Below are 24,893 nucleotides of genomic sequence, written 5' to 3'. Positions count from 1 at the left end.
TCCTGCCTTTGAGACGCGAGTTGCTGCCGCTCAGGTGAGGAGTAGGGCGTCGAGCCGGCGGCGCACGACGACGAGGCCGATCGCCCCGAACACCAGCAGGTAGACCACCGAGACCAGCGAGCCCCACGACGGCACTCCGAGCGTCAGGTCTCGGCACAGCACGACGCCGCGGTAGAGGGGCGTGACCTCCACGACCCAGCGCAGCCACTCCGGATAGGCCGTGATCGGGAAGAACGTCGCGCTGAACAGGAACATCGGCATCATCGCGAGGGTGACCTTCTCGAAGTCCTGCCAGGAGGTCATGTAGGTCGTCAGCGCCATGCCGACGGCCCCGAAGGCCGACCCGATGAGCAGCGCCGCCGGCACCACCAGGATCGCCCACCAGGAGTGGACCAGGTCCATCGCGACCATGATCAGCAGGAACGCGGTCACGTAGATCCCACTGCGAAGCTGGTTCCAGAGGATCTCGCCGACGGCGATGTCGACCGTACGCAGCGGGGTGGCCAGCATCTGGTCGTAGAGCTTGTTGTACTTCAGCTTGAAGAAGAAGTTGAACGTCGCATCCAGTAGCGACCCGTTCATCGCCGAGGCCGCGATCATCCCGGGGGCGACGAACTCGCGGTAGTCGACCGGCTTGCCGGCGTACTCGAAGCCGACCACCATCGCGCCCACGCCGATGCCGATCGAGAAGAGGTAGAAGACCGGCTCCAGGAAACCGGTGATGAAGACCAGCCAGGCTCGCCGGTAGACCAGGATGTTGCGCCACAGCAGCAGCCGGGCGGCCTCGCCGCCTCGCAGCGGCCGGGCGACGGTGGCGCCCACGGCAGCGGAGAAGAGCGCCATCTCAGGAGACCAGCCTCTCGCCCAGCTTGCGCACCCCGAGCCACCAGCAGACGCCCGCGAGAAGTCCGAGATAGCCGACGTGGAACGCGGCCAGCGCCCAGTCGATCTCACCCAGCGCGAGCATCCGGGTCAGGTTGACGCCCTGCCACAGCGGCGAGGCCATCGCGACCTTCTCCAGCACCGGCCCGAGGTTGGCGACGGGGAAGAACGTGCCGGAGAAGAGCGTCAGCGGGATCATCCCCAGCCGGAAGATCAGCGCGAACGACTCCTCGCCCTTGATCGAGAGCGAGAACAGCAGCACCGGCGTCGCGAACGCCAGCACGACCAGCCCCTGCACCAGCCACGCCGTCAGCACACCCCACCACGTCTCGAAGACGCCGAACGGGGCCAGGACCAGCAGGAAGACGCCGCAGGCGAACAGCGTACGCAGCATCAGGAAGCCCAGCTGGGCGAGCGCGATGTGGGAGGCGGTCAGCGGCGAGGCGATCATCGAGAAGTAGATCCGCTGCCACTTGACCATGCCGTAGACCGGGTAGGTCATCTCGGAGAAGGCGATCGTCATCGCGTGGGCCGCGACCATGCCCGGGGCGACGAAGGCCAGATAGGAGTCGGCGCCCTCCAGCGTGGCCGGGTCGGCCTCCACGAAGCCGCCGAGCAGCACGCCCAGCGCGAGCACGTAGAAGAACGGCGTCACGAAGGTCGTGATCACCCCGCCCTTCCAGGTGCGCGCCAGGACGGTGAGCCAGTAGTCGCTCATCCGCAGCGCTCCGGAGACCAGCCCGGCGGGCGCGGTCGGCGGGGTCGCCGGTCCCGAGTCGGCGTAGTCGGCCATCAGTCCACCAGGGTCCGGCCGGTCAGGTGCAGGAAGACGTCCTCGAGGGAGGAGCGCCGCACCAGGGTGGCGACCGGCGACAGGTCGCGGCTGTGGACGGCCTCGATGACCGCCTCGCCGTCGTCGCTGTAGAGCAGCAGCCGGTCGGGCAGCACCTCGACCCGCTCGGCGAGGTCCTCGACCTTGGCCGCCAGCGCCTCGTGCTCACCGACGCCGAAGCGCAGCTCGGCGACCTCGCGGGTGGAGTGCTGCTGGATGAGTCCCAGCGGCGTCCCGTGGGCCACGATCTGGCCCTGGTCCATCACCACGAGCTCGTCGCACAGCTGCTCGGCCTCGTCCATGTAGTGGGTGGTCAGCAGCAGCGTCACGCCCGCCTGCTTGAGCCGGAAGAGCCGGTCCCAGATGACGTGGCGGGCCTGCGGGTCCAGGCCGGTGGTCGGCTCGTCGAGCACCAGGATCTCGGGCCGGTTGATCAGGCTGCGCGCGATCGTCAGCCGCCGCTTCATGCCGCCGGAGAGGTCGTCGACCTTCGCCTTGGCCTTGTCGGTGAGCTGGACGAAGTCGAGCAGCTCCTCGATCCGGCCCTTGACCTCCGCCCTCGGCAGCCCGAAGTAGCGGCCGTAGACGAAGAGGTTGTCGTAGACGTTGAGCTCGACGTCGAGGGTGTCCTCCTGCGGGCACACTCCGAGCCGCGCCTTGATCCTCGGCCCGTCCTTGGCCGGATCCATCCCGAAGACCCGAAGCTCTCCTCCGCTCGGCGGCGAGACGCAGCAGATCATCCGCATCGTCGAGGACTTGCCGGCGCCGTTGGGCCCCAGGAAACCGAAGGCCACACCGGGGCGCACCGACACGTCGATCCCGCGCACCGCCTCGAAGTCGCCGAAGGACTTGCGCAGGCCGCGCGCCGAGATCATCAGGTCCTCACCCACGTCGGCAAAGACTAGATGGCGGCGCCGACAGTTTCGACCGAGTTCGGCTCGGCGCCTACCGCCCCTGCTGCTTCTGGCGCCGGTTGTAGTCGCGCATCCGCTGAGGTACGCCGACCACCGCGGCGTCGTAGGACGGGACCTGGTGCTTGTTGGCGAACTTGTGCGCCCACTGCGCGGACGGCACTCGCCGCCGGGTCCACTCGCCGTCATGCGCGACCAGCAGCAGGGTCACCTCGCTGACGACGGTGCGCGGCTCGACGAACCCCTCGACACCGCGCCGGGTCTTCAAGAACTGCTCGAGATGCTGTTGGTCGGTGGAGTCCGCGGCGCGCACCCTTGTGGATCCGGTGTAGCTCTCGCCTGTCGGACGGCTCATGCGCGTCCCGCGGCGTCGGAAACGATCGAACAGGCTCACGGTGCAATTGTGCATCCCAGCGCCCAACGTACGCCTGGATAAACCTGTTGGGGGTCCACTCCGTGGTCGCCTATGTTGGAGCCTTTGACCCCGCGCCCCCATCGAGACCTGCCGCCACGGAGAAGCGATGAACCAGCCATGCCCCTAGACGACCTCGACGCGGAGCGCGAGCACCTGGCCGCCTCTCGGCAGGATCTTGCCCGGATGCGGAAGAAGGTGGAGTCGCTGGACTCCTCGACGGCCGGCAACTGGGTCAGCGCCGAGATCCTCGACGCCACCCTCGCGCGCAGGCTGGAGCAGCTCGCCGACGATCCGGACGTGCCGCTCTTCTTCGGTCGCATCGACCGGACGGCTGATCTGGGAGCGGAGTCCTTCCACATCGGCCGGCGCCACATCTCCGACAGCGCGGGCGACCCGATGGTGGTCGACTGGCGGGCTCCGGTCAGCGTCCCGTTCTACCGGGCCTCGCCGACCGAGCCGATGGGGCTGGCGCGGAGGCGGCGCTACGGCTTCTCCCACGGGGAGCTGACGGCGTTCGAGGACGAGTCGCTGACCGACGCCGGGGCCGGGCCGGAGCACTCGGCGATCCTGGAGGCCGAGATCGAGCGGCCGCGCGTGGGACCGATGCGCGACATCGTCGCGACCATCCAGCCCGAGCAGGACGTGCTGGTCCGCGCCGACCTGTCCCAGACCATCGTCGTGCAGGGTGCGCCGGGGACGGGGAAGACGGCCGTGGGGCTGCACCGGGCGGCGTACCTCCTCTACGCGCACCGTGACCAGCTGACCCGGCGCGGGGTCCTGATCATCGGCCCCAACGCCTCGTTCCTGCGCTACATCCGCGACGTCCTCCCTGCGCTGGGTGAGATCGAGGCCAAGCAGGCGACGATCGCGGAGCTCGTCGCCATTCACGGTGCCGTCCGCGCTGAAGAGGCCGCGCCGGTGGCGACGCTGAAGGGCGACGTACGCATGGCCGAGGTGCTCCGCCGGGCGGTCTGGTCCCACGTCGGCGACCCGGAGGAGGCGCTGGTCGTCCCCCGCGGCTCGCGACGCTGGCGGGTTCCGTCCTACGAGGCGCGGGAGGCGCTGGAGGGGCTGCGGGCCAACGACCTTCGGTACGCAGCGGGCCGGGCGCTGCTCCCGCGCGCCCTGGCCCACCGGGTGCTGGTGCAGATGGAGCGCTCGGGCGACTCGCCCGACGACCGGGTGCACGACGCGGTCACACGGGCGAAGCCGGTCAAGGACTACGCCGCCGCGCTCTGGCCCGATCTCAAGCCCTCCCGGGTCCTGTTCCGGCTGTTCACCGACGCGGCCTGGCTGGCGGAGGTCGCCGACGGGCTGCTCTCGGAGACGGAGCAGGCGAGCCTGCTCTGGGAGAAGCCACCGCGCTCGGCAGGCGCGGCGCGCTGGTCGCTGGCCGACCTGGTGCTCCTCGACGAGATCGCCGACCTGCTCGACCGCACGCCGTCGGTGGCCCACATCGTCGCCGACGAGGCCCAGGACCTCTCCGCGATGATGCTGCGCGCGCTCGGCCGCCGTTCGACCACGGGCTCGCTGACGATCCTCGGAGACCTCGCCCAGGCGACCACGCCGTGGGCCTCCTCGTCGTGGGCCGATGCCCTGGCACATCTCGGCAAGCCCGACGGGCATGTCGAGCAGCTGACGCGTGGCTTCCGGGTCCCGGCCGACGTGATCGCCTACGCGGCCCGGCTCCTCCCCCACATCGCCCCCGACCTCGAGCCGCCGGTCGCGGTGCGCCGCACCCGCGGAGACCTCACCTTCACCACCTCGTCGATCGTCGAGGCGCTCGGGGCTGCACTGGAGCGCCCCGGGTCGGTCGGGCTGATCGTGCCCGACGCCTCGCTGGCGGCGGTGCGCGCCGAGCTGACCGCGGCCGGGCTCTCCTTCGCCGAGATCGCCCTCGCGGAGCTCAGCGCGGACGACGAGGACACCGAGTTCGACGCCCATCTCGACCTCGTCCCCGCCTCGCTGGCGAAGGGGCTCGAGTTCGACCACGTCGTCGTCTCCGACCCGACCGGGATCGTCGCCGGCGAGCCCGACCGCGACACCGGCCTCCGCCGCCTCTACGTCTGCCTCACCCGCGCGGTGACCTCCCTGGTCGTACGACATGACGGCCTTCCCGAAGAACTCGGTGGCGTGCCCGAGCGGGTTGATGCGAAGGTGGGCGCATGATCGACACCCGCCCTGATCCGCTGGTGAAGGCCGAGTGGCCGCTACGCACCGAGCGCCTGGTGATCCGCCGGATGGTGCCCGCCGACATCGAGCCGACCTGGGCCTTCCGAGGTCTTCCCGAGGTGGCCGAGTGGGTGACCACCGCGTTCGCGGACCTCGAGGCCTACCGCAAGGTCTTCGAGAATCCCGATGTCATCGGCCCCGCTCTGGTGATCGAGCGTGACGGCGTCATCGTCGGCGACCTCATGCTGCGGATCACCGACCCGTGGTCGCAGACCGAGGTGCGCGAGCACGGCAACGGCACCCAGGCCGAGCTCGGCTGGACGATCGACCCCGCCCACCAGGGCAACGGCTACGCCACCGAGGCCGTACGCGCCGTGCTCGACGTCTGCTTCGGCCCTCTGGGCCTGCGCCGCGTCGTCGCGGAGTGCTTCGCCGACAACGAGGCCTCCTGGCGGCTCATGGAGCGCCTCGGCATGCGGCGCGAGTCGCACACCGTCAAGGACTCCCTGCACCGCACCCGCGGCTGGCTCGACGGCCTCTCCTACGCGATCCTCGCCGAGGAGTGGGCTACGCGTTGAGCGCAGCCCCGATCGCCGCCTCGCAGTGCAGGCGGGTCGTCGGGAACAGCGGCACACCCGCGTACGCCTCGATCGGCAGCAGCAGCTCGATCTCGGTGCACCCGAGGATCACGCCCTCGCAGCCGGCAGCGACGAGAGGGTCGATGACCTCCAGGTACGCCTGCCGGGAGCTGTCCAGGAAGGTCCCCAGACACAGCTCCTCGTAGATGATCCGGTGGACGGTCTCTTGGTCCTGCTCGGTCGGGACGATGACCTCGAGGCCGTGGCCGCGGAGCCGGTCGGCGTAGAACGGCTGCGACATCGTGAACCCGGTGCCGAGAAGTCCGACCCGCCCGACCCCCGCCGCCTCGACCGCAGCCGCCGTCGTGTCGCCGAGGTGCAGGAAACGATCCCCGTACGTCTCCTCCAACGCCCCGGCCACCTTGTGCATCGTGTTCGTGGCCAGCACGATCACCTCGGCCCCGGCGTCGCTGAGCGTCGCCGCCTCCGCGGCCAGGCGCTCCCCCGCCCGCTCCCACTCGCCGGATGCCTGCATCTCCTCGATGTCGGCGAAGTCCACCGACCGCACGAGCAGGTCCGCCGAGTGCAGTCCCCCGAGCCGCTTCGCGGTGATCTCGTTGAGCAGGCGGTAGTACTCCGCCGTCGACTCCCAGCTCATCCCGCCCAGTACGCCGATCCTTCGCATGCCTTTCAGTGTGCCTGGGCGGCCAACACGATCCTGAACGGGATCGAGCACCTGTTTGCCGTAGTTGGCCGTTCGTGGTGGACGTCTTGGGAAACGCGCTCGCCGCCGGCCCTTTGGGGGAGGGTGTTCTCGTCGAACCCCGGAGTCAAGGACGGCCTTCGGCCGCCGGCTTCGCCGGTCGCCTGCGGCGATCCTTGACACCGGGCTCCGTCGAGAATTTTTGGCTGGCTATCGGGTCGGCGGCGGGGTGTGGCGCAGCAGATTCAGTTTGGGCACGGGCTTGGGGGCCGTGGGCTGGTCGTGCGCCAGCGGATCGTGCTTTGCGGGTGCCTACGACAGTGGGCGCGATCTTGTGAACCGTTCACAAGATCGCCGTCGCTCTTGGCCGGGGCGGGTTCAGTGCCGGTCGGGTCGCGAGTTTCCCACTGCTCGGGAGAGTTCCCCACGGGCGTGGAGGTTCCCCATGCTCCGGAGGGTGGGGAACGTTCGCTGCGGTGGGGAGGTGTCCCCGCCGGTGGGGAGCGGCGGGCGTGGAGTCGAGCAAGGGTGGCCGGAACGCTCATCTTGGCACCGGAACAGGCGCCTTCAGCGAGAGCTGAGACCGGTCGACGGATGTAGTCGTCGGGCCCGAGAGGCAGGACCCGGGTGAAGTGATTCCCGCCCAGTCGGTTAGGGGCGACGAGTGAACCTGATGGTCCCATCGGGTAGTCGCTCATGGGTATAGCCGGGTGCGTGGGCGAGGCGGTGATGATGGGGACAAAGCAGCGCCCCGTCCTTCAGATCGGTCTTCCCGCCGGCGGCCCAGGGTTCTAGATGGTGGGCGTCGCACCATTCCGGTGGCATGTCACAGCCTTCGGCCTGGCAACACTTCTGCTGCAACCGCATGGCCTTGCGTTGGATCGGCTGAAAGAACCTGCTGCCCCGACCGGCATCGAGGACCTCGCTGTCACCACCGAGGACCCAGGGGATGACGGTGGCGTTGCACGCCAACTTGCGGGCCTCGGCCGCGGAGATGGTGGTGCCGTTGGTCTCGTCATAGCCCAGGGTGGCGATGCCGAGGTCCTTGCGGAGCTCCTCCAGGGAGATGACCACGTTGACCACGGTGGCGTCGCCACCGTGACGGGGCAACGCGGCGGGGTCGATGGTCTCGAGCAGCCGCGAGAACCCCTGACCCATGAGTCGTTCCCATCGCGGCAGCGGGGCGCCCTTGGCGACGAGTTGTTGTTTGCGGGGCTGGGCCCAGGCCTCGACCAGCCGCTTGAACCTCATCCCCATCGAGGTCGGGAGAACGCCGTCGAACCCGACGGTGCCGTCGTGGTTGTCCCAGACCCGCAGCGCCGTCTTCTGGTGAGCACGCTCCTCCTCGGCCAGCAATGCCTTGGCTTCGGCGTCCTCGAACCGGGCCGGGTCGATCTCACGCAGGATCCGTCGTCCGACGATCCGGAGCTCGTTCGCGGTCATCCGAGAGGCGTAGTCGACCAGGAGCTTCTCGGCCAGGATCAGGTCCTCGACACTGGCGACGGGGTCGGCCTCGATCTTGTCGAGCGCCTGGGTGATCACCCGTGCTTTGTCCTGGGACACGACACCTTTAGCGAGGCCGGCAGCCACGAGGTCGTACTTGGTGACCGCCGCAGCGAGTTTGATCTGCGAGCGAGCCACGGCATTGTCAACGAGGAGGTCGGTGCGCATCCACCCGGAGGCGTCCTTCGCACCGGTCTCCTCAGCAATGTCGCCAGCAGACGCGAGCACCCGCAGCTTCAACGCAGCCTGTTGCGCCTGGAGCTTCTCCAACCGCTCGAGCAGGTCCTTCTTCTGCTCCGTGCGCCAGTAGGCGGGATCGGTGGCGAGGAGGTCATGGAGGGCGGTCTCGATGGCGGCCAAGGCAGCGTCGATCGCATCCCCGGGGTTGGTGCCCCAGTGGTCGATCGAGCGGCCGAGACTCATCGCCGTCCCTCTCCTCGGAGGTGTGCTGTGATGTGTCCCATTCTATGCTCCGTACGCCTGTCATGCCACCTATTTTCCCTGATCAGATACCATTTTCGCGGTGAGCGAACGACCTCGTTTCTGTGGATGGTAAGTGGCCCGAAGGGCCACGCTTCCACCCCATGAACATCACCTGTCCCAAGCAAGATTCCGCTGCGCCACACCCGGGCCGCCGCCCCGATAGCCAGCCAAATCTTTCTCGACGGGCCCCGGTGTCAAGGACCGCGAAGCGGCCGGCGAAGCCGGCGGCCGAAGGCCGTCCTTGACTCCGGGGTTCGTCGAGAAGACCCTCAAAGCAAGGGTCGGCGGCCCACGCCAACCACGAAAACACCCCTGGCCCACGACGTACGGTAAAGAGCATGGGTATCCCACTCGAAGACCGCCAAGAACTCCTGACCGAGCCCCTGATCGCCGCGCTCTCGGTGAGCAGAGAAGACGGAAGAGCGCCGCTGACGGTGCCGATCTGGTACGACTACACCCCCGGCGGCGAGGTGTGGTTCGTGACCGGGAAGGACTCGCTCAAGGCCCGGCTGCTCGCAGCCGCCGGACGGTGCACCCTGATGGTGGAGCGGCTGGATCCGACGGTGCGGTACGTGTCGGTCGAGGGGCCGGTGCGGATCGCCGATGCCGCCGAGGGCGAGTCGGAGGCGATGGCGCGACGGTATCTGCCTCCGGATGCAGCCGACGCCTACCTGGCGGAGGCGGCGAACTTCCCGCCCGAGGTCACTGTCCGACTGTCGCCGGAGAACTGGCTCTCCGCCGACCTCGGCGCCTTCTGAGGCTCAGCCGCCTCAGGCTCGGCCAATTGTCGCCGGACCGCAAGCGCCGCGGCCCGGCCGGCACGGCTGGCGCCGATCGTGCTCGCGGAGGGACCGTAGCCGACGAGCTGGACACGCGGGTCGTACGCAGCGGTGACGGCGGTCTGGACGTCGGCGGAGTCGCGCAGCAGCGGGATCCCGCCGTGCGAGCTGCGCAGATGAAGCGGGGCGAGGTGGGTGACGGCGGGACGGAAGCCGGTGGCCCACAGGATCGCGTCGACCGGCTCGAACGCCCCCGACTCCCATCGCAGCCCGTCCGGCTCGATGCGCGAGAACATCGGCAGCCGGCGCTCGTAGACCCCAAGTCGCGCGGCCTCCTGCTCCTGCGGCCGCAGCGAGAGACCGGTGACGCTGACGACGCTCGCGGGCGGCAGCCCGGCCTCGACCCTCTCGGCCACGAGCGTGACCGCCTCGCGCCCGCGCTCGGCATCGAAGTCGGAGCGCCAGACCGGCTCCCGCCGCGTGATCCAGAGCACCGAGGTCACCGGCGCGAGCTCGCCGAGGAACTGCACCGCCGAGGCTCCTCCACCGACCACCGCGACGCGCTTGCCCCGGAAGTGAGCAGCACCCGGATAGTCGTGGGTGTGCACCTGCTCCCCGAGGAAGGTCGATGCCCCCGGGTAGTGCGGGACGAACGGTCGCGTCCAGGTCCCGGTCGCGTTGACCAGCGTCCGGGTGAACCAGGTCCGTCCGTCGGCCGAGTGCACCGCGAGCAGGTCGCCGACCGAGGTCACCGAGGTGACCTTCACCGGCCGCTCAACGGGCAGGTCGTGCATGGACTCATAGGTCCCGAACCATCCCGGCACGGCGACGTTGGCCCGCTCCCCCGACTCACCCGGCGCCCGCCCGTCCGGCAGATCCGCGACGCCGTGGACGTCGTGCATGGTGAGCGAGTCCCAGCGGTGCTGCCAGGCGCCGCCCGGGCGACGCTCGGCGTCGAGCACGACGTGGCGTACGCCCAGCCGGCTGAGGTGGTAGGACGCCGACAGACCGGCCTGACCGGCACCGATCACCACTGATTCGTAGCTCTCCACGCACACCTCAACAACGCTCCGCCGAATTCCATACCCGCAGAATGCTGCGGGAACACGTTCTACTTGACTAACCTCAGCAGAGTCACTCGGGACCGGGAGGTCGGACACGATGGATCAGGCACCATGACAGCGACCGAGGCACTCCGCGAGATCCCACGACTCGTGCCCGGCGACCGCGGGCTCCCCTGGATCGGCCGGCTGCTGGACTACTCCCGCGACCCGGTCGGCTTCTACCGGCACCAGTGGGAGACGTACGGTCCGGTCTCGCCCTTCTTCCGGGCCGGCGAGGCCGGGGTGGTCGCGCTCGGACCGGACGCGTGCGAGGCGGTGCTGCGCAACAAGGACAAGGCCTTCGCCAACGGGCCGGCCTGGGGGCAGATCGTCGGCCCCTTCTTCGACCGCGGCCTGATGCTGCTCGACTTCGAGGAGCACCACGCTCATCGCCGCATCATGCAGGAGGCCTTCACCCGGGACCGGCTCGCCACCTACACCACGGCGATGCATCCGGCGATCGCGCACGGCATGCGCGGCTGGGCCAACGCTCCGGCCTTCCAGGCCTATCCGCGGCTCAAGCAGCTCACCCTCGACATCGCCGCCGACATCTTCATGGGTGGTGCGGCCGAGACCAGCCGTGCCGAGATGGACCGGGTCAACAAGGCGTTCATCGCCTGCGTGCAGGCGGCTGCCGGTGTCGTACGCGGCGATGTGCCGTTGACCCGCTGGGGCCGCGCGTTCCGCGGCCGGAAGGTGCTGGAGGGCTTCCTGCGCCACTACCTGCCCGCCAAACGGGCCACCGCGACCGACGACATCTTCTCGGTGCTGTGCCATATCGAGACCGACGACGGCGAGCGGTTCAGCGACGAGGACGTCGTCAACCACATGATCTTCCTGATGATGGCCGCGCACGACACCTCGACCATCACCTCCTCGACGATGCTCCAGTACCTCGGCCAGCATCCGCAGTGGCAGCAACGCTGCCGGGAGGAGTCCCTCGCGCTCGGCGAGGCGCCGACGATGCAGGAGATCGAGAGCCTCACCAGCCTGGATCTGGTGATGCGGGAGGCGCTGCGGCTGCGCGCCCCCGTGCCGGCGCTGATCCGGCGTACGGTCAAGGAGACCAGCCTCCTCGGAGTCCGTATCCCGGCCGACATGGGCGTGATGGTCGGGGTCCAGTTCAGCCACATGATGGAGGACTACTGGACCAACCCGAGCGTCTTCGACCCCGAGCGCTTCGCGCCGCACCGGCGCGAGGACAAGAGCCACCGGATGGCGTGGGAGCCGTTCGGCGGCGGGGTGCACAAGTGCATCGGCCTCTACTTCGCCGGCCTGGAGGTCAAGTCGATCCTGCACCGGCTCCTGCGCAGCTACCGGTGGAGCGTCTCCCCCGGCTACCGCGCGCCTCTGGACAACAGCTCGCTGCCGTTCCCGAAGGACGGCAACCCCATCCATCTGACCCGGATCTGAGGAGATCGATGACCACGAAGACAACGGAGGCCGCGAGCGTACGTCCCGGCTGGATCGACGAGGCCCGGCTCGCCTCCTGGACACGATGGGTCTCGGCTCCGGTCTCCGGGGGCGACGGCACGCTGACAGCGGTCGCACCCTACGACGCCCAGCCGACCGCCCCGGTGCCGTCGGTGACGGCCGCGGACGTCGCCGAGGCCGCGACGGCGGCGCGGGCGGCCCAGCCCGACTGGGCCACGCTGGACTTCTCGGACCGCGCCGAGGTCATGCTCCGCTTCCACGACCTGCTGGTCGAGCGTCAGGACGAGGTGCTCGACCTGATCCAGTGGGAGATGGGCAAGGCCCGCTTCCACGCCTGGCAGGAGATCCTCCAGGTCGGCACGATCGCCCGCCACTACGCCCGGCGCGGCCCGGCGTACCTGGCCGACAAGCGGGTCCGTGGGGCCATCCCCGGCATCACCTCCGTGAAGGAGGTGCGGGTGCCGAAGAAGGTCGTCGGGATCATCTCGCCGTGGAACTATCCGCTCTATCTCGGGGTCGGCGACGCCATCCCGGCACTGCTCGCGGGCGCGGCCGTGATCAGCAAGGCCGACCCGCAGGCGCCGCTGACGCTGCTGTGGGCGAGGGCGCTGATGGCCGAGGCCGGGCTGCCCGAGCACGTCTGGCAGGTGGTCACCGGGCCCGGAGCGGCCACCGGTGAGGCGGTCATCGACAACGTCGACTACATCGCCTTCACCGGTTCGACGGCCACGGGGCGGATCGTGGCCCAGCGGGCAGCGGGCCGGCTGATCGGCGCCTCGCTCGAGCTCGGCGGGAAGAACCCGCTCATCGTCCGCCGCGACGCCGACCTCGCCCAGGCCGCTCGCGGCACGGTGATGGCGGCCTTCGCCAACACCGGCCAGATGTGCGTCCACATCGAACGCGTGGTGGTGCACGAGGACGTCTACGACGCCTTCCGCCAGGCCCTGGTCGCCGAGACGGAGAACCAGGTCGTCGGCCAGACCTTCGACTACTCGGCCGACGTCGGGTCGCTGGCCTCGCAGGCGCAGCTCGACAAGGTCACCGCCCACGTCGCCGACGCGGTCTCGAAGGGCGCGACCGTGCTCGCGGGCGGCGAGCCGCTCGCCGAGGTCGGTCCGTACGCCTTCGCCCCGACGGTCCTGGAGGGCGTGACCTCCGAGATGGATCTGTGTCTCGGTGAGACCTTCGGCCCGGTCCTCGCGCTCTATCGCGCCGACAGCGACGAGGAGGCGGTCCGGATCGCCAACCAGGGCGAGGCCGGGCTCTCGGCGAGCGTGTTCAGCAAGAACGTACGCGAGGCGGACATGATCGCTCGGCGCATCCGCGCGGGCGCGGTGAACATCAACGACGGCGCCGCCCTGGCGGCCGGGAGCATCGAGGCCGGGATGGGTGGCATGGGATCGAGCGGGCTCGGGCGCCGCCACGGCGCGGACGGGATCCGGAAGTTCACCGACGCCCAGACCCTCGCGGCCTCCCGGATGGGTCCCATCGGCCCGTTCAAGGGTCAGACGGTCGAGAAGTTCGTCGCGCTGGGCAACGGGCAGCTCAAGGCGCTGCGGAAGCTGGGCGCCCGATGAGCGGGGCCGCGAGCAAGCCGGGTGAGCACAACCTGGCGGTGCTGGCCGACGAGTCCTATGCCCGCCACGGCGACCACCCGATGGTCTTCTTCGAAGGCACCTGGCACTCGTCCAAGGAGATCGCCGAGCGATCCGCACGGGTCGCCGGCGGTCTGCGCGAGCTCGGGATCGAGCCCGGCGACCGGGTCGTGGTGCTCACCATGAACACCCCGGAGGTCTTCGTCAGCTATCGCGCCCTGTGGCGCCTCGGCGCGGTGGTGACGCCGGTGATCTTCCTGCAGACCCCGCCCGAGCTGCGGCACATCCTGGAGGACTCCGGGGCCAGGGCGGCCATCGTGACGCCCGAGCTCCTGCCGCTGATCCAGGCGGCGGCGGAGGGCCTCGAGCTCACCGTCATCGTGGCCGGACCCGTCGAGGAGGGGGCGGGCGTGGTGGCGTACGAGAGCCTGGAGAGCGCCGAACCGATCGACATCGCCCCGCGCGGCGACGACGACCTCGCGGCCCTGCTCTACACCGGCGGCACCACGGGGCGGGCCAAGGGCGTCATGCTCAGCCACCGCGGGCTGTGGGAGTCCGGGCACGCCCTCCACCGGGTCGGAGAGAGCCAGGGCACGACACGGTGGCTGCTGCCGCTGCCGCTCTCCCACGCGTACGGCCTGATCGTGGTCATCAGCGGGATGCACTCATCGCGCCCGCAGAGCTCGGTGCTGCAGCGCTGGTTCGATGCCAAAGGATGGCTCGAGCTCGCCCAGGAGCACCGGGTCGAGTCGAGCACGGTGGTCCCGTCGATGCTGCAGATGCTGCTCGACCAGCCCTACCAGGACTACGACCTGAGCTCGCTGCGCTCCTTCGGCAGCGGTGGCGCGCCGCTGCTGCCGGCGCTGCGGGAGAAGGCCGAGGAGGCCTTCGGCGTGACCATCCTGGAGGGCTACGGCTGCACGGAGTCGAGCGCGGTCATCGCCGCCTCGACCATCGAGGAGTCGCGGCCCGGCAGCGTCGGCAAGCCGCTCTCCCACGCCGAGGTGATCATCGCCGGACCCGACGGCTCGCCGGTCCCGACCGGCGAGGAGGGCGAGATCTGGGTGCGTGGCCCGGGGGTGATGCAGGGCTACTGGAACGACCCGGCACAGACCGCCGCGACCGTCGTCGACGGCTGGCTGCACACCGGCGACATCGGCCACTTCGACGCCGACGGCTACCTCTACGTCGACGACCGGATCAAGGACCTGATCATCCGGGGCGGGTTCAACGTCTTCCCCCGCGACGTCGAAGACGCGCTCCTCGCCCACGAGGCGGTCACCGCCGCCGCGGTGGTCGGGCGCCCGGACGCTCACAAGGGCGAGGAGGTGGTCGCGGCCGTCGCCCTCCATCCCGGCGCACGCACCACTCCCGAGGAGCTGATCGCCTTCGTCAAGACGCGGCTCGCGCCGCACAAGTACCCCCGCGAGGTGCTCATCCTCGACGCCGTCCCCGTCACCAGCGTGGGCAAGACCGACAGAAAAGCCGTACGCAGCCTGGTCCGCACCACCGAAGGAGAGTCATGACACGCCAGATCGAGGGAACCGCCGTCATCGTCACCGGAGGCGCCCGTGGCATCGGCCGCGCCACGGTCGAGCGGCTGGCCCGCGCCGGGGCGTCGGTCGCCGTCGGCGACCTGGACCCGGACCTGCTCGACGATGTGACCGCCGAGTTCGGGTCGCGGGTGATGGCCGCACATCTCGACGTCACCGACCCCGCCTCCTGGCGTACGTTCCTCGAGTCGGTCGAGGACCTGGGGCCGTGGGACGTGCTGGTCAACAACGCCGGGATCATGCCGCTCGGGTCGGTCCTGAAGGAGGAGGACGCGCTCACCCGGGCGATCTTCGAGGTCAACGTGCACGGCCCGATCAACGGGATCAAGGCGGTCGCGCCGGCCATGGTCGAGCGCGGCCAGGGCCACATCGTCAACGTCTCCTCGGCGGTCGGCCGGGTGCCGGTGCCGGACGCGGCGACCTACTCGGCCTCGAAGTTCGCCGTGGTCGGCTTCTCGGAGGCGCTACGGATGGAGCTGGCACCCTCCGGGGTCGACGTCTCGCTCATCCTGCCGGCGGTGGTGCAGACCGAGCTCGCCGACGGCGTGCCCCAGGCGAAGGGGATGAAGCCGGTCACTCCCGAGGACGTCGCGGCCGCGATCGAGGACGTCATCCGCGAGCCGCGGCCCGAGGTCTGGGTGCCCAACTGGGCGCAGGCCCTGACCAAGATCACCCAGGCGATGCCGCGCCGGTTCCAGGACTTCGTCGATCGGACGACCAACGCCTCGCAGCTGCTCGCGGGCGTCGACCCGGCGGCTCGGGCGGCCTATGAGGAGCGGGTGCGGCGCAACGTACGTTAGCGCCGGATCGGCCCAGGATCGGAACAGGATCGGACCAGGATTGGCCCAGGATTGGCCCAGGAGACGAGGGGCCGATTGGCCGGGCGCGGAGGGTGCTGGTCTCACTAGCGTCACGCTCGTGAAGAACGACGGACTCTCCGTGCCCCAGGGCGCGGCTCTCACCCTCGGTGCGGTGCTCGGCACCGGTGTCATCTCCCTGCCCGCGCTGGCGGCGAGCGAGGCCGGACCGGCCTCGCTCGTGGCCTGGCTGGCGCTGATCGTGCTCTCGGTGCCGCTGGCGGCGACCTTCGCCGCGCTGGGAGCCCGGCATCCTGACGGCGGCGGAGTGGCGACGTACGCACGGCTCGCCTTCAACCAGCACGTCGCGACGATGGTCGGCTGGGCGTTCTACCTGACGATCGGCGTGGGGGCGCCGGTCGCGGCGGGGTTCGGTGGGGCGTACGTCGCCGACGCCGTCGGCGGCGGGCGGGGTACGTCGCTGGCGGCGACGGCGGCGATCATCGTGCTGGTCACCGCGATGAACTGGTTCGGGATCAAGGTGTCCGGGGGCGTACAGCTGGGGATCGCCGGGGCCATAGCGGTTCTGCTCGCGGTGGCGGTCGTGGTCGCGCTGCCGCACGCCGAGCTGGCGCGGCTGACGCCGTTCGCGCCGCACGGGTGGGGTGCGGTCGGCACCGCGGCGGCGATGCTGGTGTGGGCGTTCGCGGGGTGGGAGATCCTCTCCTCGCTCTCGGCCGACTACCGCGACCCGGCACGTGACATCCGCCGGGCGACGTTCCTGGCGCTCGGAGTCGTGACGGTGCTCTACCTCGGGATCGCCTTCGCGACCGTCGCCTCGCTCGGGTCCACCTCCGGTGCGGCGCCGCTGGCGGACCTGCTCGTCCTGGGCTTCGGAGAGCCCGCTCGACCGGTGACGGCCGTCGTGGCCGTGCTGCTGACCGTCGGGGCGATCAACGCCTACTTCGCCGGAGGCTCACGCCTGGGAGCGTCGTTGGCGCGCGAGGGTGCGCTGCCACGGTTCCTGGCCGACCCCGCGTCCGGCATCCCGCGCCGCTCGCTGCTCGCCATCAGTGCCGTGGCGCTCGGCTCTCTCGCGTTCATCTGGGTCGCCGGGTCCTCGACCGACGCCCTCCTCCTGATGGCTTCGGGGACCTTCTCCCTGCTGTACGTGGTGGGAGCGGCGGCTGCGCTGCGACTGCTTCCTCGTGGAACCGGATCCTGGTGGGCGGCAGTCTGCTCGATGGTCGCGGCACTGGTGCTGCTGGGCCTCACCGGCGCCCACCTGCTCGGTCCGGTGCTCTGCGGCGGTGCCGGTCTCGTGTGGTCGCTGGTCCGCGCCCGTCGTGAGCGGTCACGCCCAGCCCGCGAGCTCGGCCAGCAGCTCGAGCCCGTCGGGCAGGCTGTCTGTCCGGACGGCTCCGTAGCCTAGGAACAGGCCGTCGCGTCCAGGCAGCAGGCGATGAGCGGCGATGGTGTCCACCGCCAGCCCCTCGGCAGCGGCACGCTCGGGCAGGTCTGCGGGGAGCTCCGCGTAGGCGGACAGGTGCAGTCCGGCAGCCGACGGGAGCACCTCGACCGGCCACGTGGAGAGGGTCTCGAGGAGGAGCGAGCGGCGCTCGACGTACGTCTTGGACGCCTTGCGCACGTGACGGGCGAGGAGGCCCTCCTCCAGGAAGCGGGCCAGGGCGGCCTGGGGCTGGACCGGGCCGAAGCCGTCGCCGAGCTGCTTGGCAGCCAGGAGGCTGTCGACGAGCGAGCCCGGGGCGACCAGGTAGCCGGTGCGCAGGCTCGGCAGCAGCGACTTGGAGAAGGTGCCGACATAGATCACCCGGCCCTGATCGTCCATGGCGTGCAGCGGTTCCAGGGGCCGCTCCGTGAAGCGGAACTCGCTGTCGTAGTCGTCCTCCACGATCCCCGCGTCGTGCGTGTTCGCGAAGTCGAGCAGGGCTCGGCGGCGTGGGAGGGAGAGGCGTACGCCGAGCGGGAACTGGTGGCTCGGGGTCGTGTAGACAAGCTGTGCCTGCTCCGGGATCTCCTCGACGACCAGCCCTTCCTCATCGACCGGCACCGGTACGACCCGGGCGCCGTGGGAGGCGAAGAGGTCGATCGCGGACGGGTATCCGGGATCCTCGACGGCGACGACGTCGCCCGGCTCCAGCAGCACCCGGGCGACAAGGTCGAGCGCCTGCTGGGTGCCGCTGGTGACCACGATCTGTCCCGGGTCGGCCCGCACCCCGCGGTGGTAGGCGACCGTGTGCGCCAGCGCCTCGCGCAGCCGCGGCAGACCGGCGGGCGAGGCGTAGGTGCCGGGGCTGTGGCCGCGTAGCCGCGACTCCGCCGCGAGGATCCGTCGCCAGGTGTCGAACGGGAAGAGCTCGGCATCGGGGATCCCCACCCGCAGGTCGTACGTCGGCACCCCCGCCTCCGCACTCGTCGGCCGGGGCGCCCAGCGCCAGCCCGGGCGCGGGGTCAGCGACCCGGGGGCGCGATCTCGTCGCCGCCGCGTGATCTCGGCGACGTACGTCCCCGCGCCCACGCGCGACTCCAGGAACCCCTCCGCGACCAGCCGCTCATAGACCGTGGCGACCGTGTTCCGGGAGATGCCGAGGTCCGTGGCCAGCGCCCGGCTCGGGGGCAGCCGATCGCCCGCCTTCAGCCTGCCGTCGCCGAGCGCGTCGCGCAGCGCCTGGTAGAGCGAGGCGGATCGAACGGCGCGGTCGGTCAGGTCAAGCGCGAGGTCCACAGCGGGATTGGACCACATCCCTGTTGGCGGCGGGGGCTTTCAGCTCGGCAGCCCCAGACGCGCGATGATCTTCTCGGCCACCTCGGCTGCCGACAGATCGGTGTTGTCGATGACGAAGTGCGGGAGGTCGAGCGGGAACGGCACCTCGGGGCCCGTCGAGAGCTCCCAGCGCTCGTTCGACCCGATGACGTCTCCGCGTGCCCATTCGGTGTCGCGTTTGGACGGCTTCGCGGCCAGCCGCTCGGGCGTGCCCTCACGGGCGAGCCGGACCGTCACGTCGGCGTACAGCTCCACGAAGTCGATCCGCGCTCCCGCCTCGACCGCGGGCGCGATCATCCACTCGACCTCCTCCGTATCCGCGGGCACGTCCAGCGCCCAGGCGAAGGTCAGGATCAATCCCGGGAGGTCGTACGCCACCGCCTCCTCGATCACCCGCCTGCGGAACTCCCTCTTCAGCGTGTTGAACGGCTCGGTCCCCCAGTCGAAGACCTCCAGCAGCGGCTCGATCGTGGCGTGGTTGTGGAGGAGGCGGTAGGTCGTCCGGGACGCGATCTCCCGGCCGACGCTCATCTTGCCGACCGCCTGCGGGCCGAAGAGGACGACGAGGTGCATGAGGTCAGTGTGGCGGCTGAGTGTCGGTGGTCGCGACTAGGTTTGTCCCATGAGCGGCAGCACGGACTCGGCGTTGGCTCGCTTCAGCGACCCGACACGTACGTGGTTCGCCGCTGCCTTCGCAGCGCCGACCGCGGCGCAGGCCGGTGCCTGGGAGGCGATCGGGGCGGGGCGCAACGCACTGGTGGTGGCGCCCACCGGGTCGGGCAAGACGCTGAGCGCGTTCCTGTGGTCGATCGACAAGCTGCTCAGCGAGCCGGTGCCTGAGAAGAACCAGCGCTGCCGGGTGCTCTACATCTCCCCGCTCAAGGCACTCGGCGTCGACGTGGAGCGCAACCTGCGCAGCCCGCTGGTCGGGATCAGGCAGACCGCCGAGCGGCTCGGCGTGGAGGCGCCCGAGGTGCGCGTCGGCGTGCGGTCCGGCGACACGACCGCTGCCGACCGGCGCAAGCTGACCACCGCTCCCCCGGACATCCTGATCACCACGCCCGAGTCGCTCTTCCTGATGCTCACCAGCCAGGCCCGCGAGACGCTTCGCAGCGTCGAGACGGTGATCGTGGACGAGGTCCACGCGGTCGCGGCGACCAAGCGCGGCTCTCACCTGGCACTGACCCTGGAGCGCCTCGACGCGCTCCTCGACAAGCCTGCCCAGCGGATCGGGCTCTCCGCGACCGTCCGGCCCTTGGAGGAGGTGGCTCGCTATCTCGGTGGCGCCCAGCCCGTCGAGATCGTCGCGCCACCGGCCGAGAAGCGCTGGGACCTGAGCGTCGTCGTGCCGGTCGAGGACATGACCGCGCCGAGCGCCTACGGCGAGGAGGAGGACGACGACCCGCAGCGGGCCTCCTCGATCTGGCCCCACGTCGAGGAGCACGTCGCCGACCTGGTCACCGCCCACCGCTCCACCATCGTCTTCGCCAACTCGCGCCGGATCGCGGAGCGGCTGACCGCCCGGCTCAACGAGATCGCCTCCGACCGGGTCTTCGAGACCGGTCCGCCGCCCGCGCAGGTGATGGCCCAGTCGGGGCAGTCCCACGGCGCGGCCCAGGTGATCGCCAAGGCCCACCACGGAAGCGTGTCCAAGGAGCAGCGAGCGCTGATCGAGGACGATCTCAAGTCCGGTCGGCTGCCCGCCGTGGTCGCGACCTCCAGCCTCGAGCTCGGCATCGACATGGGGGCGGTCGACCTCGTCGTCCAGATCGAGTCGCCGCCCAGCGTCGCCTCCGCTCTCCAGCGCGTCGGGCGAGCCGGCCACCAGGTCGGCGAGATCTCCCGCGGCGTGCTCTTCCCGAAGCACCGCGGCGACCTCGCCCAGACCGCGGTCAGCGTGCAGCGGATGCGGCAGGGCCTGATCGAGTCGATGAGCCTCCCGGCCAACCCCCTCGACGTACTCGCTCAGCAGATCGTCGCCGCCACCGCGCTGGACACCTGGGACGTCGACGAGCTGTTCACACTGGTCAGAAGGACGGCTTCGTACGCAACCCTCCCCCGCTCCGCCTACGACGCCACCCTCGACCTGCTCGCCGGGCGCTATCCGAGCGAGGAGTTCGCCGAGCTGCGTCCCCGGATCGTGTGGGACCGGGTCGCCGGGACCGTGACCGGGCGTCCGGGAGCGCAGCGGCTGGCCGTCACCAGCGGAGGTACCATCCCCGACCGCGGGCTCTTCGGGGTCTACCTGGTCGGCGAGGGCACCGGACGGCGCGTCGGCGAGCTCGACGAGGAGATGGTCTACGAGTCCCGGGTCGGCGATGTCTTCGCCCTCGGCGCGACGAGCTGGCGGATCGAGGACATCACCCACGACCGGGTGCTGGTGACCCCGGCTCCCGGCATCCCCGGACGCCTGCCGTTCTGGAAGGGCGACTCGCTCGGCCGGCCCGCGGAGCTCGGTGAGGCCGTCGGCGCCTATACCCGCGAGCTCGCCGCGCTGCCTGCGAAGAAGGCCGAGGCGCGAGCGCAGGAGGACGGTCTGGACGCCTACGCGGCCGCCAACCTGGTCACCTACCTGCACGAGCAGGCCGAGGCCACCAACGTCCTCCCCTCCGACAGCAACATCGTCGTCGAGCGCTTCCGCGACGAGCTGGGCGACTGGCGACTGGTGGTCCACTCCCCCTACGGCCGCCCGGTCCACGCACCGTGGGCGCTGGCGATCAACGCGCGGATCCGGGAGCGCTACGGCGTCGACGGGCAGGCCATCGACAGCGACGACGGCATCGTGATCCGCCTCCCCGACACCGATGCCGAAGCACCGACCGGCGAGATCATCGTCTTCGAGCCCGACGAGATCGAGGACGTGGTCACGACCGAGGTCGGCGGCTCGGCGCTGTTCGCCAGCCGCTTCCGCGAGTGCGCGGCGCGGGCCCTGCTCCTGCCCCGCCGTGACCCCGGCCGTCGCTCGCCGCTGTGGCAGCAGCGCCAGCGCTCCGCCGCCCTGCTCGAGGTCGCGTCGCAGTACCCGAGCTTCCCGATCATCCTCGAGGCCGTACGCGAGTGCCTCCGCGACGTCTACGACCTCCCCTCCCTCGTCGGCCTCCTCCGCCGCATCGAGCGCCGCGAGATCTCGATCGTCGATGTCGCCACCCCGACCCCCTCCCCCTACGCCCAGTCGCTCCTCTTCGGCTACGTCGCCCAGTTCCTCTACGAGGGCGACTCGCCCCTGGCCGAGCGCCGCGCCGCCGCCCTCACCCTCGACCAGGGCCTCCTCGCCGAGCTGCTCGGCCGGGCCGAGCTCCGTGAGCTCCTCGACCCGGAAGTCCTGGCCGAGGTCGAGTCCGAGCTCCAGCGCCTGGCCCCCGGCCGTCGCGCCCGGGGCGCAGAAGGCATCACCGACCTCATCCGCACCATCGGCCCGCTCACCCTCGACGAGATCACCGCCCGCACCACCCCCGCCGAGACGTCAGCTACGTCGGGCGAGACGTCAGCCGCGTCGGCCGAGACGTCACCGACTGCCACCTCGGCCGACGCAAGTGACGCTTCGACCGACGCCCGCGACGCCTCGGCCGACCGGGGTGACGTCTCGGCGATGCTGGAGGACCTCGCCACGGCTCGACGGGTGGTCGAGGTACGGGTTGCCGGGGAGGCTCGGTGGGCGGTGGTCGAGGATGTGGCCAGGCTCCGGGACGGGCTGGGGGTGGCGGTCCCTCCGGGCGTACCGTCGGCGTTCACCGAGCCGGTCGAGGACCCGGTCGGCGATCTGGTCTCGCGGTATGCGCGCTCGCACGGACCGTTCACGACCGCCGACGTGGCCTCGCGGCTGGGGCTGGGCGAGGCGGTCGTACGGCACGCCCTGGCGCGGCTCTCGGCACGCGGGCGGGTGCTCGACGGGGAGTTCCGGCCGGGCGGGAGCGGGCTGGAGTGGTGCGACGCCGACGTGCTCCGGATGCTGCGGCGACGCTCGCTGGCCCGGCTGCGCAAAGAGGTCGAGCCCGTCGAGCCGGCGGCGCTGGGCAGGTTCCTGCCGGCGTGGCAGAAGACATCCGTACGCAAGGGCGCGCTGCGTGGGGTCGACGGGGTGCTGAGCGTGGTCGATCAGCTCGCCGGCTGCCCGGTCCCGGCCAGCGCGCTGGAGAGCCTGATCCTGCCGGCTCGGGTGGTGGACTACGAGCCCGCGTTCCTGGACGAGCTGACCTCCGGCGGCGAGGTGCTCTGGGCCGGCCACGGCACCCTGCCCGGCACCGACGGCTGGGTCTCGCTGCACCCGGCCGACACCGCCGAGCTGACGCTGCCGTCACCCGCCGAGATGCCACCAGGGCCGCTCGCCGAACGGCTCCTCGAAGCCTTGGCGCCCGGCGGCGCCTGGTTCTTCCACCAGCTCGCCCGGACCATGGCGGCCGACGACGAGAAGACTCCGAGCGACGCGGATCTGAGCGCGGCGCTGTGGGAGCTGGTCTGGTCGGGGCGGGTCAGCAACGACACCCTGCTGCCGTTGCGGGCGCTGACCCGTTCCGGCACGCCGTCGCACCGCTCCCGCCGACCACCACCGCGCGCCCGCGGCGGGCGCTACACCGGCGGTGCGCGGATGCCGGCCCGGGCCGGTCTACCGGAGACAGCCGGGCGCTGGACGATCCTGCCCGAGCCCGATCCCGACCCGACCAAGCGCGCCCACGCGGCCGCCGAGCGGCTCCTGGACCGCCACGGTGTGGTCACCCGCGGAGCGGTCCAGTCCGAGCGCACCCCCGGAGGGTTCGCCGCCGTCTACAAGGTGCTCAGCGCGTTCGAGGACTCCGGCCGGGCCCGCCGTGGCTACTTCGTGGAGGGCCTGGGCGCGGCCCAGTTCGGCACCGCGGGCTCGGTCGACCGGCTGCGTACGTTCTCCCGGGTCGAGCCGGCCGACAAGCCGGTCGCCCTCGCGCTGGCCGCGACCGACCCCGCCAATCCCTACGGAGCGGCCCTCCCGTGGCCGGCCGCGGAGGAGGGCCACCGGCCCGGCCGCAAGGCGGGCGCGATCGTGGTGCTGGTCGACGGCGAGCTGGCGATGTACGTCGAGCGCGGCGGCCGCACCCTGCTGACCTGGTCTGAGGACCCCAACCTTCTCGAGCCCGGCGCCGAGGCGCTCGCCGAGGCCGTCCGCAGAGGGGCGCTGGGGCGGCTCACGGTCGAGAAGGCGGACGGCGCCCCGCTGCTCGGCTCCGGAGACACCCCGCTGCGCCAGGCGCTCCAGTACGCCGGCTTCGTCGCCACCCCGCGCGGCCTGCGCCTGACCTCGACGAGCAGGTGAGGTCGTGCCCGAGGGTGACGCGGTGCTCCGGACCGCCCGCAGGCTCGACAAGGGACTGGCGGGCCAGGTGCTCACGCGTACGGACTTCCGGGTGCCGCAGCTGGCCACGGCGGACCTCTCCGGCGGCACCGTGCGCGGGACGCTGACCCGCGGCAAGCACCTGCTGACCCGGATCGACCACCGCACCGGCGAATGGACGCTGCACACCCACCTGAAGATGGAGGGCTCCTGGCGGGTCTTCGAGGCGGGCCGGCGATGGCCGAAGCCCGGCTTCCAGGCGCGCGTGGCGCTCCGCACCGAGAAGACCGAGGCGGTCGGCTTCCTCCTCGGCATCGTCGAGCTCGTCCCGCGCGACCAGGAGGAGCGACTGGTCGGCCACCTGGGACCGGACATCCTCGCCGACGACTGGGACCCCGACGCAGCCGTCGAACGCCTCGCCCGGCAACCCGACCGGCCACTCTTCGACGCGCTGCGCGACCAGACCAACCTGGCCGGGATCGGCACGATCTACGCCGCCGAGACCTGCTTCATCGCTGGGATCAGCCCGCTGCGTACGGTCGCGGATGCCGGCGACCGGCTCCCCCGCATGCTCCAGCGCGCCCGCGACCTGATGCAGGCCGACTGGTCACGCTCCCGCCAGATGTGGGTCTATGGCCGCCGGGCATGCCGACGCTGTGGCGGCACCGTGACCGTCGCCCGCGTCGGCACTCCGGGCAAGGAGCGCCCGGCCTACTACTGCGCGAGCTGCCAGCCCTAGCGGCCGTGCAGCAGACGCAACCGGATCTGGGCGATCCGGACGCGGGTGTCACGCATGTGGCGGGCGACATGCGTCCGCTCGCCGGGAGCGACCGAGGTGAACTCGTCGCGAAGGATGTTCAGGGTCTCCTCCAGCCCGAAGAGCTCGGCCTCGAGCAGGTCAGGGGAATGCACGTCGCCCTCGAGACACGGTGACGGCACCGTCAGGTCTGGACGCTCGTTCTCGACTGCCATGGTCATCGCACCATCTCCCCATGAATGCGCGAGCCCGTGGTGGGCTCACATCGGCAAGGAGACGGAACGGACCCCGTTGAGACACGGGTGAGGA

The 24,893-nt window shown here is 70.9% G+C and carries 20 protein-coding genes; 10 read left to right on the top strand and 10 right to left on the bottom strand.

The features are described 5' to 3' along the window. Window positions 1-30: 30 nt before the first annotated feature. Genes ACW14X_RS26110 through ACW14X_RS26095 form a run of 4 tightly spaced genes read right to left on the bottom strand, consistent with a single transcriptional unit; the run spans window position 31 to window position 2,980 of the window. A complete protein-coding gene (locus ACW14X_RS26110) occupies window positions 31-843 on the bottom strand; it encodes an ABC transporter permease (RefSeq protein ID WP_160022496.1) in 813 nt (270 codons plus the stop codon). 1 nt (window position 844) lies between these two features. After that, entirely contained in the window at window positions 845-1,675 is an 831-nt protein-coding gene (locus tag ACW14X_RS26105) for an ABC transporter permease (RefSeq protein WP_457163844.1), read from the bottom strand. After that, window positions 1,675-2,604, bottom strand: a complete 930-nt coding sequence (locus tag ACW14X_RS26100) for an ABC transporter ATP-binding protein (RefSeq protein ID WP_457163843.1) — start codon at window positions 2,602-2,604, stop codon at window positions 1,675-1,677. Before ACW14X_RS26100 ends, ACW14X_RS26105 begins: the two co-directional genes overlap by 1 nt. A 55-nt stretch (window positions 2,605-2,659) precedes the next feature. Next, entirely contained in the window at window positions 2,660-2,980 is a 321-nt protein-coding gene (locus ACW14X_RS26095) for a hypothetical protein (RefSeq protein ID WP_457163842.1), read from the bottom strand. A 177-nt stretch (window positions 2,981-3,157) separates the two neighbouring features. Between ACW14X_RS26095 and ACW14X_RS26090 the strand changes: the two genes are divergently transcribed. Beyond that, window positions 3,158-5,209: a HelD family protein gene (locus tag ACW14X_RS26090; RefSeq protein WP_457163841.1), complete on the top strand. Its 2,052-nt coding sequence runs from the start codon at window positions 3,158-3,160 to the stop codon at window positions 5,207-5,209. Continuing rightward, window positions 5,206-5,790: a GNAT family N-acetyltransferase gene (locus tag ACW14X_RS26085; RefSeq protein WP_457163840.1), complete on the top strand. Its 585-nt coding sequence runs from the start codon at window positions 5,206-5,208 to the stop codon at window positions 5,788-5,790. The genes ACW14X_RS26090 and ACW14X_RS26085 overlap by 4 nt, the downstream gene beginning before the upstream one ends. Here the strand turns inward: ACW14X_RS26085 and ACW14X_RS26080 are convergent. Both ACW14X_RS26080 and ACW14X_RS26075 read right to left on the bottom strand, forming a co-directional pair. Beyond that, window positions 5,780-6,475: an aspartate/glutamate racemase family protein gene (locus ACW14X_RS26080; protein ID WP_457163839.1), complete on the bottom strand. Its 696-nt coding sequence runs from the start codon at window positions 6,473-6,475 to the stop codon at window positions 5,780-5,782. The two genes, ACW14X_RS26085 and ACW14X_RS26080, sit on opposite strands and share 11 nt — an antisense overlap. Window positions 6,476-7,144: 669 nt before the next feature. Continuing rightward, complete coding sequence (locus ACW14X_RS26075) at window positions 7,145-8,419, bottom strand: HNH endonuclease signature motif containing protein (protein WP_457163838.1); 1,275 nt, start codon at window positions 8,417-8,419, stop codon at window positions 7,145-7,147. A 398-nt stretch (window positions 8,420-8,817) separates the two neighbouring features. Here ACW14X_RS26075 and ACW14X_RS26070 point away from each other — a divergent pair, with 398 nt between their 5' ends. Then, window positions 8,818-9,237, top strand: coding sequence for a pyridoxamine 5'-phosphate oxidase family protein (locus ACW14X_RS26070; RefSeq protein WP_457163837.1), 420 nt, complete (start codon window positions 8,818-8,820; stop codon window positions 9,235-9,237). Here ACW14X_RS26070 and ACW14X_RS26065 read toward each other — a convergent pair. Further along, window positions 9,147-10,310, bottom strand: a complete 1,164-nt coding sequence (locus ACW14X_RS26065) for an NAD(P)-binding domain-containing protein (RefSeq protein WP_457163836.1) — start codon at window positions 10,308-10,310, stop codon at window positions 9,147-9,149. The genes ACW14X_RS26070 and ACW14X_RS26065 overlap by 91 nt on opposite strands. Before the next feature lie 123 nt (window positions 10,311-10,433). On the opposite strand from ACW14X_RS26065, the gene ACW14X_RS26060 reads away from it, so the two are divergent. The 5 genes from ACW14X_RS26060 (at window position 10,434) to ACW14X_RS26040 (ending at window position 17,172) form a co-directional block, all read left to right on the top strand. Beyond that, complete coding sequence (locus ACW14X_RS26060) at window positions 10,434-11,774, top strand: cytochrome P450 (RefSeq protein WP_457163835.1); 1,341 nt, start codon at window positions 10,434-10,436, stop codon at window positions 11,772-11,774. A gap of 8 nt (window positions 11,775-11,782) precedes the next feature. Continuing rightward, window positions 11,783-13,372, top strand: a complete 1,590-nt coding sequence (locus ACW14X_RS26055) for a succinic semialdehyde dehydrogenase (RefSeq protein WP_457163834.1) — start codon at window positions 11,783-11,785, stop codon at window positions 13,370-13,372. Further along, on the top strand, window positions 13,369-14,916 hold the full coding sequence (locus ACW14X_RS26050) for a class I adenylate-forming enzyme family protein (RefSeq protein ID WP_457163833.1): 1,548 nt from the start codon (window positions 13,369-13,371) through the stop codon (window positions 14,914-14,916). Before ACW14X_RS26055 ends, ACW14X_RS26050 begins: the two co-directional genes overlap by 4 nt. Then, the gene (locus tag ACW14X_RS26045; RefSeq protein ID WP_457163832.1) at window positions 14,913-15,743 is read left to right on the top strand and encodes an SDR family oxidoreductase; all 831 of its coding nucleotides are present in this window, start codon (window positions 14,913-14,915) and stop codon (window positions 15,741-15,743) included. Before ACW14X_RS26050 ends, ACW14X_RS26045 begins: the two co-directional genes overlap by 4 nt. A gap of 118 nt (window positions 15,744-15,861) precedes the next feature. Further along, on the top strand, window positions 15,862-17,172 hold the full coding sequence (locus ACW14X_RS26040) for an APC family permease (protein ID WP_457163831.1): 1,311 nt from the start codon (window positions 15,862-15,864) through the stop codon (window positions 17,170-17,172). Here the strand turns inward: ACW14X_RS26040 and pdxR are convergent. Next, entirely contained in the window at window positions 17,095-18,486 is a 1,392-nt protein-coding gene (gene pdxR, locus ACW14X_RS26035; RefSeq protein ID WP_457163830.1) for a MocR-like pyridoxine biosynthesis transcription factor PdxR, read from the bottom strand. The two genes, ACW14X_RS26040 and pdxR, sit on opposite strands and share 78 nt — an antisense overlap. Window positions 18,487-18,525: 39 nt before the next feature. Continuing rightward, a complete protein-coding gene (locus ACW14X_RS26030; RefSeq protein WP_160022464.1) occupies window positions 18,526-19,098 on the bottom strand; it encodes a hypothetical protein in 573 nt (190 codons plus the stop codon). A gap of 49 nt (window positions 19,099-19,147) precedes the next feature. Between ACW14X_RS26030 and ACW14X_RS26025 the strand changes: the two genes are divergently transcribed. Beyond that, on the top strand, window positions 19,148-23,809 hold the full coding sequence (locus ACW14X_RS26025) for an Lhr family ATP-dependent helicase (RefSeq protein ID WP_457163829.1): 4,662 nt from the start codon (window positions 19,148-19,150) through the stop codon (window positions 23,807-23,809). Window positions 23,810-23,813: 4 nt separating this feature from the next. After that, on the top strand, window positions 23,814-24,566 hold the full coding sequence (locus tag ACW14X_RS26020; protein ID WP_457163828.1) for a DNA-formamidopyrimidine glycosylase family protein: 753 nt from the start codon (window positions 23,814-23,816) through the stop codon (window positions 24,564-24,566). Here ACW14X_RS26020 and ACW14X_RS26015 read toward each other — a convergent pair. Beyond that, the gene (locus tag ACW14X_RS26015) at window positions 24,563-24,805 is read right to left on the bottom strand and encodes a hypothetical protein (RefSeq protein WP_160022459.1); all 243 of its coding nucleotides are present in this window, start codon (window positions 24,803-24,805) and stop codon (window positions 24,563-24,565) included. The genes ACW14X_RS26020 and ACW14X_RS26015 overlap by 4 nt on opposite strands. Window positions 24,806-24,893 lie beyond the last annotated feature (88 nt).

The sequence above is a fragment of the Nocardioides sp. YJ-D4 genome (assembly GCF_054031495.1).
Note: the sequence above shows the minus strand (reverse complement) of the source record. Positions and strands in the feature narration are given on the sequence as shown.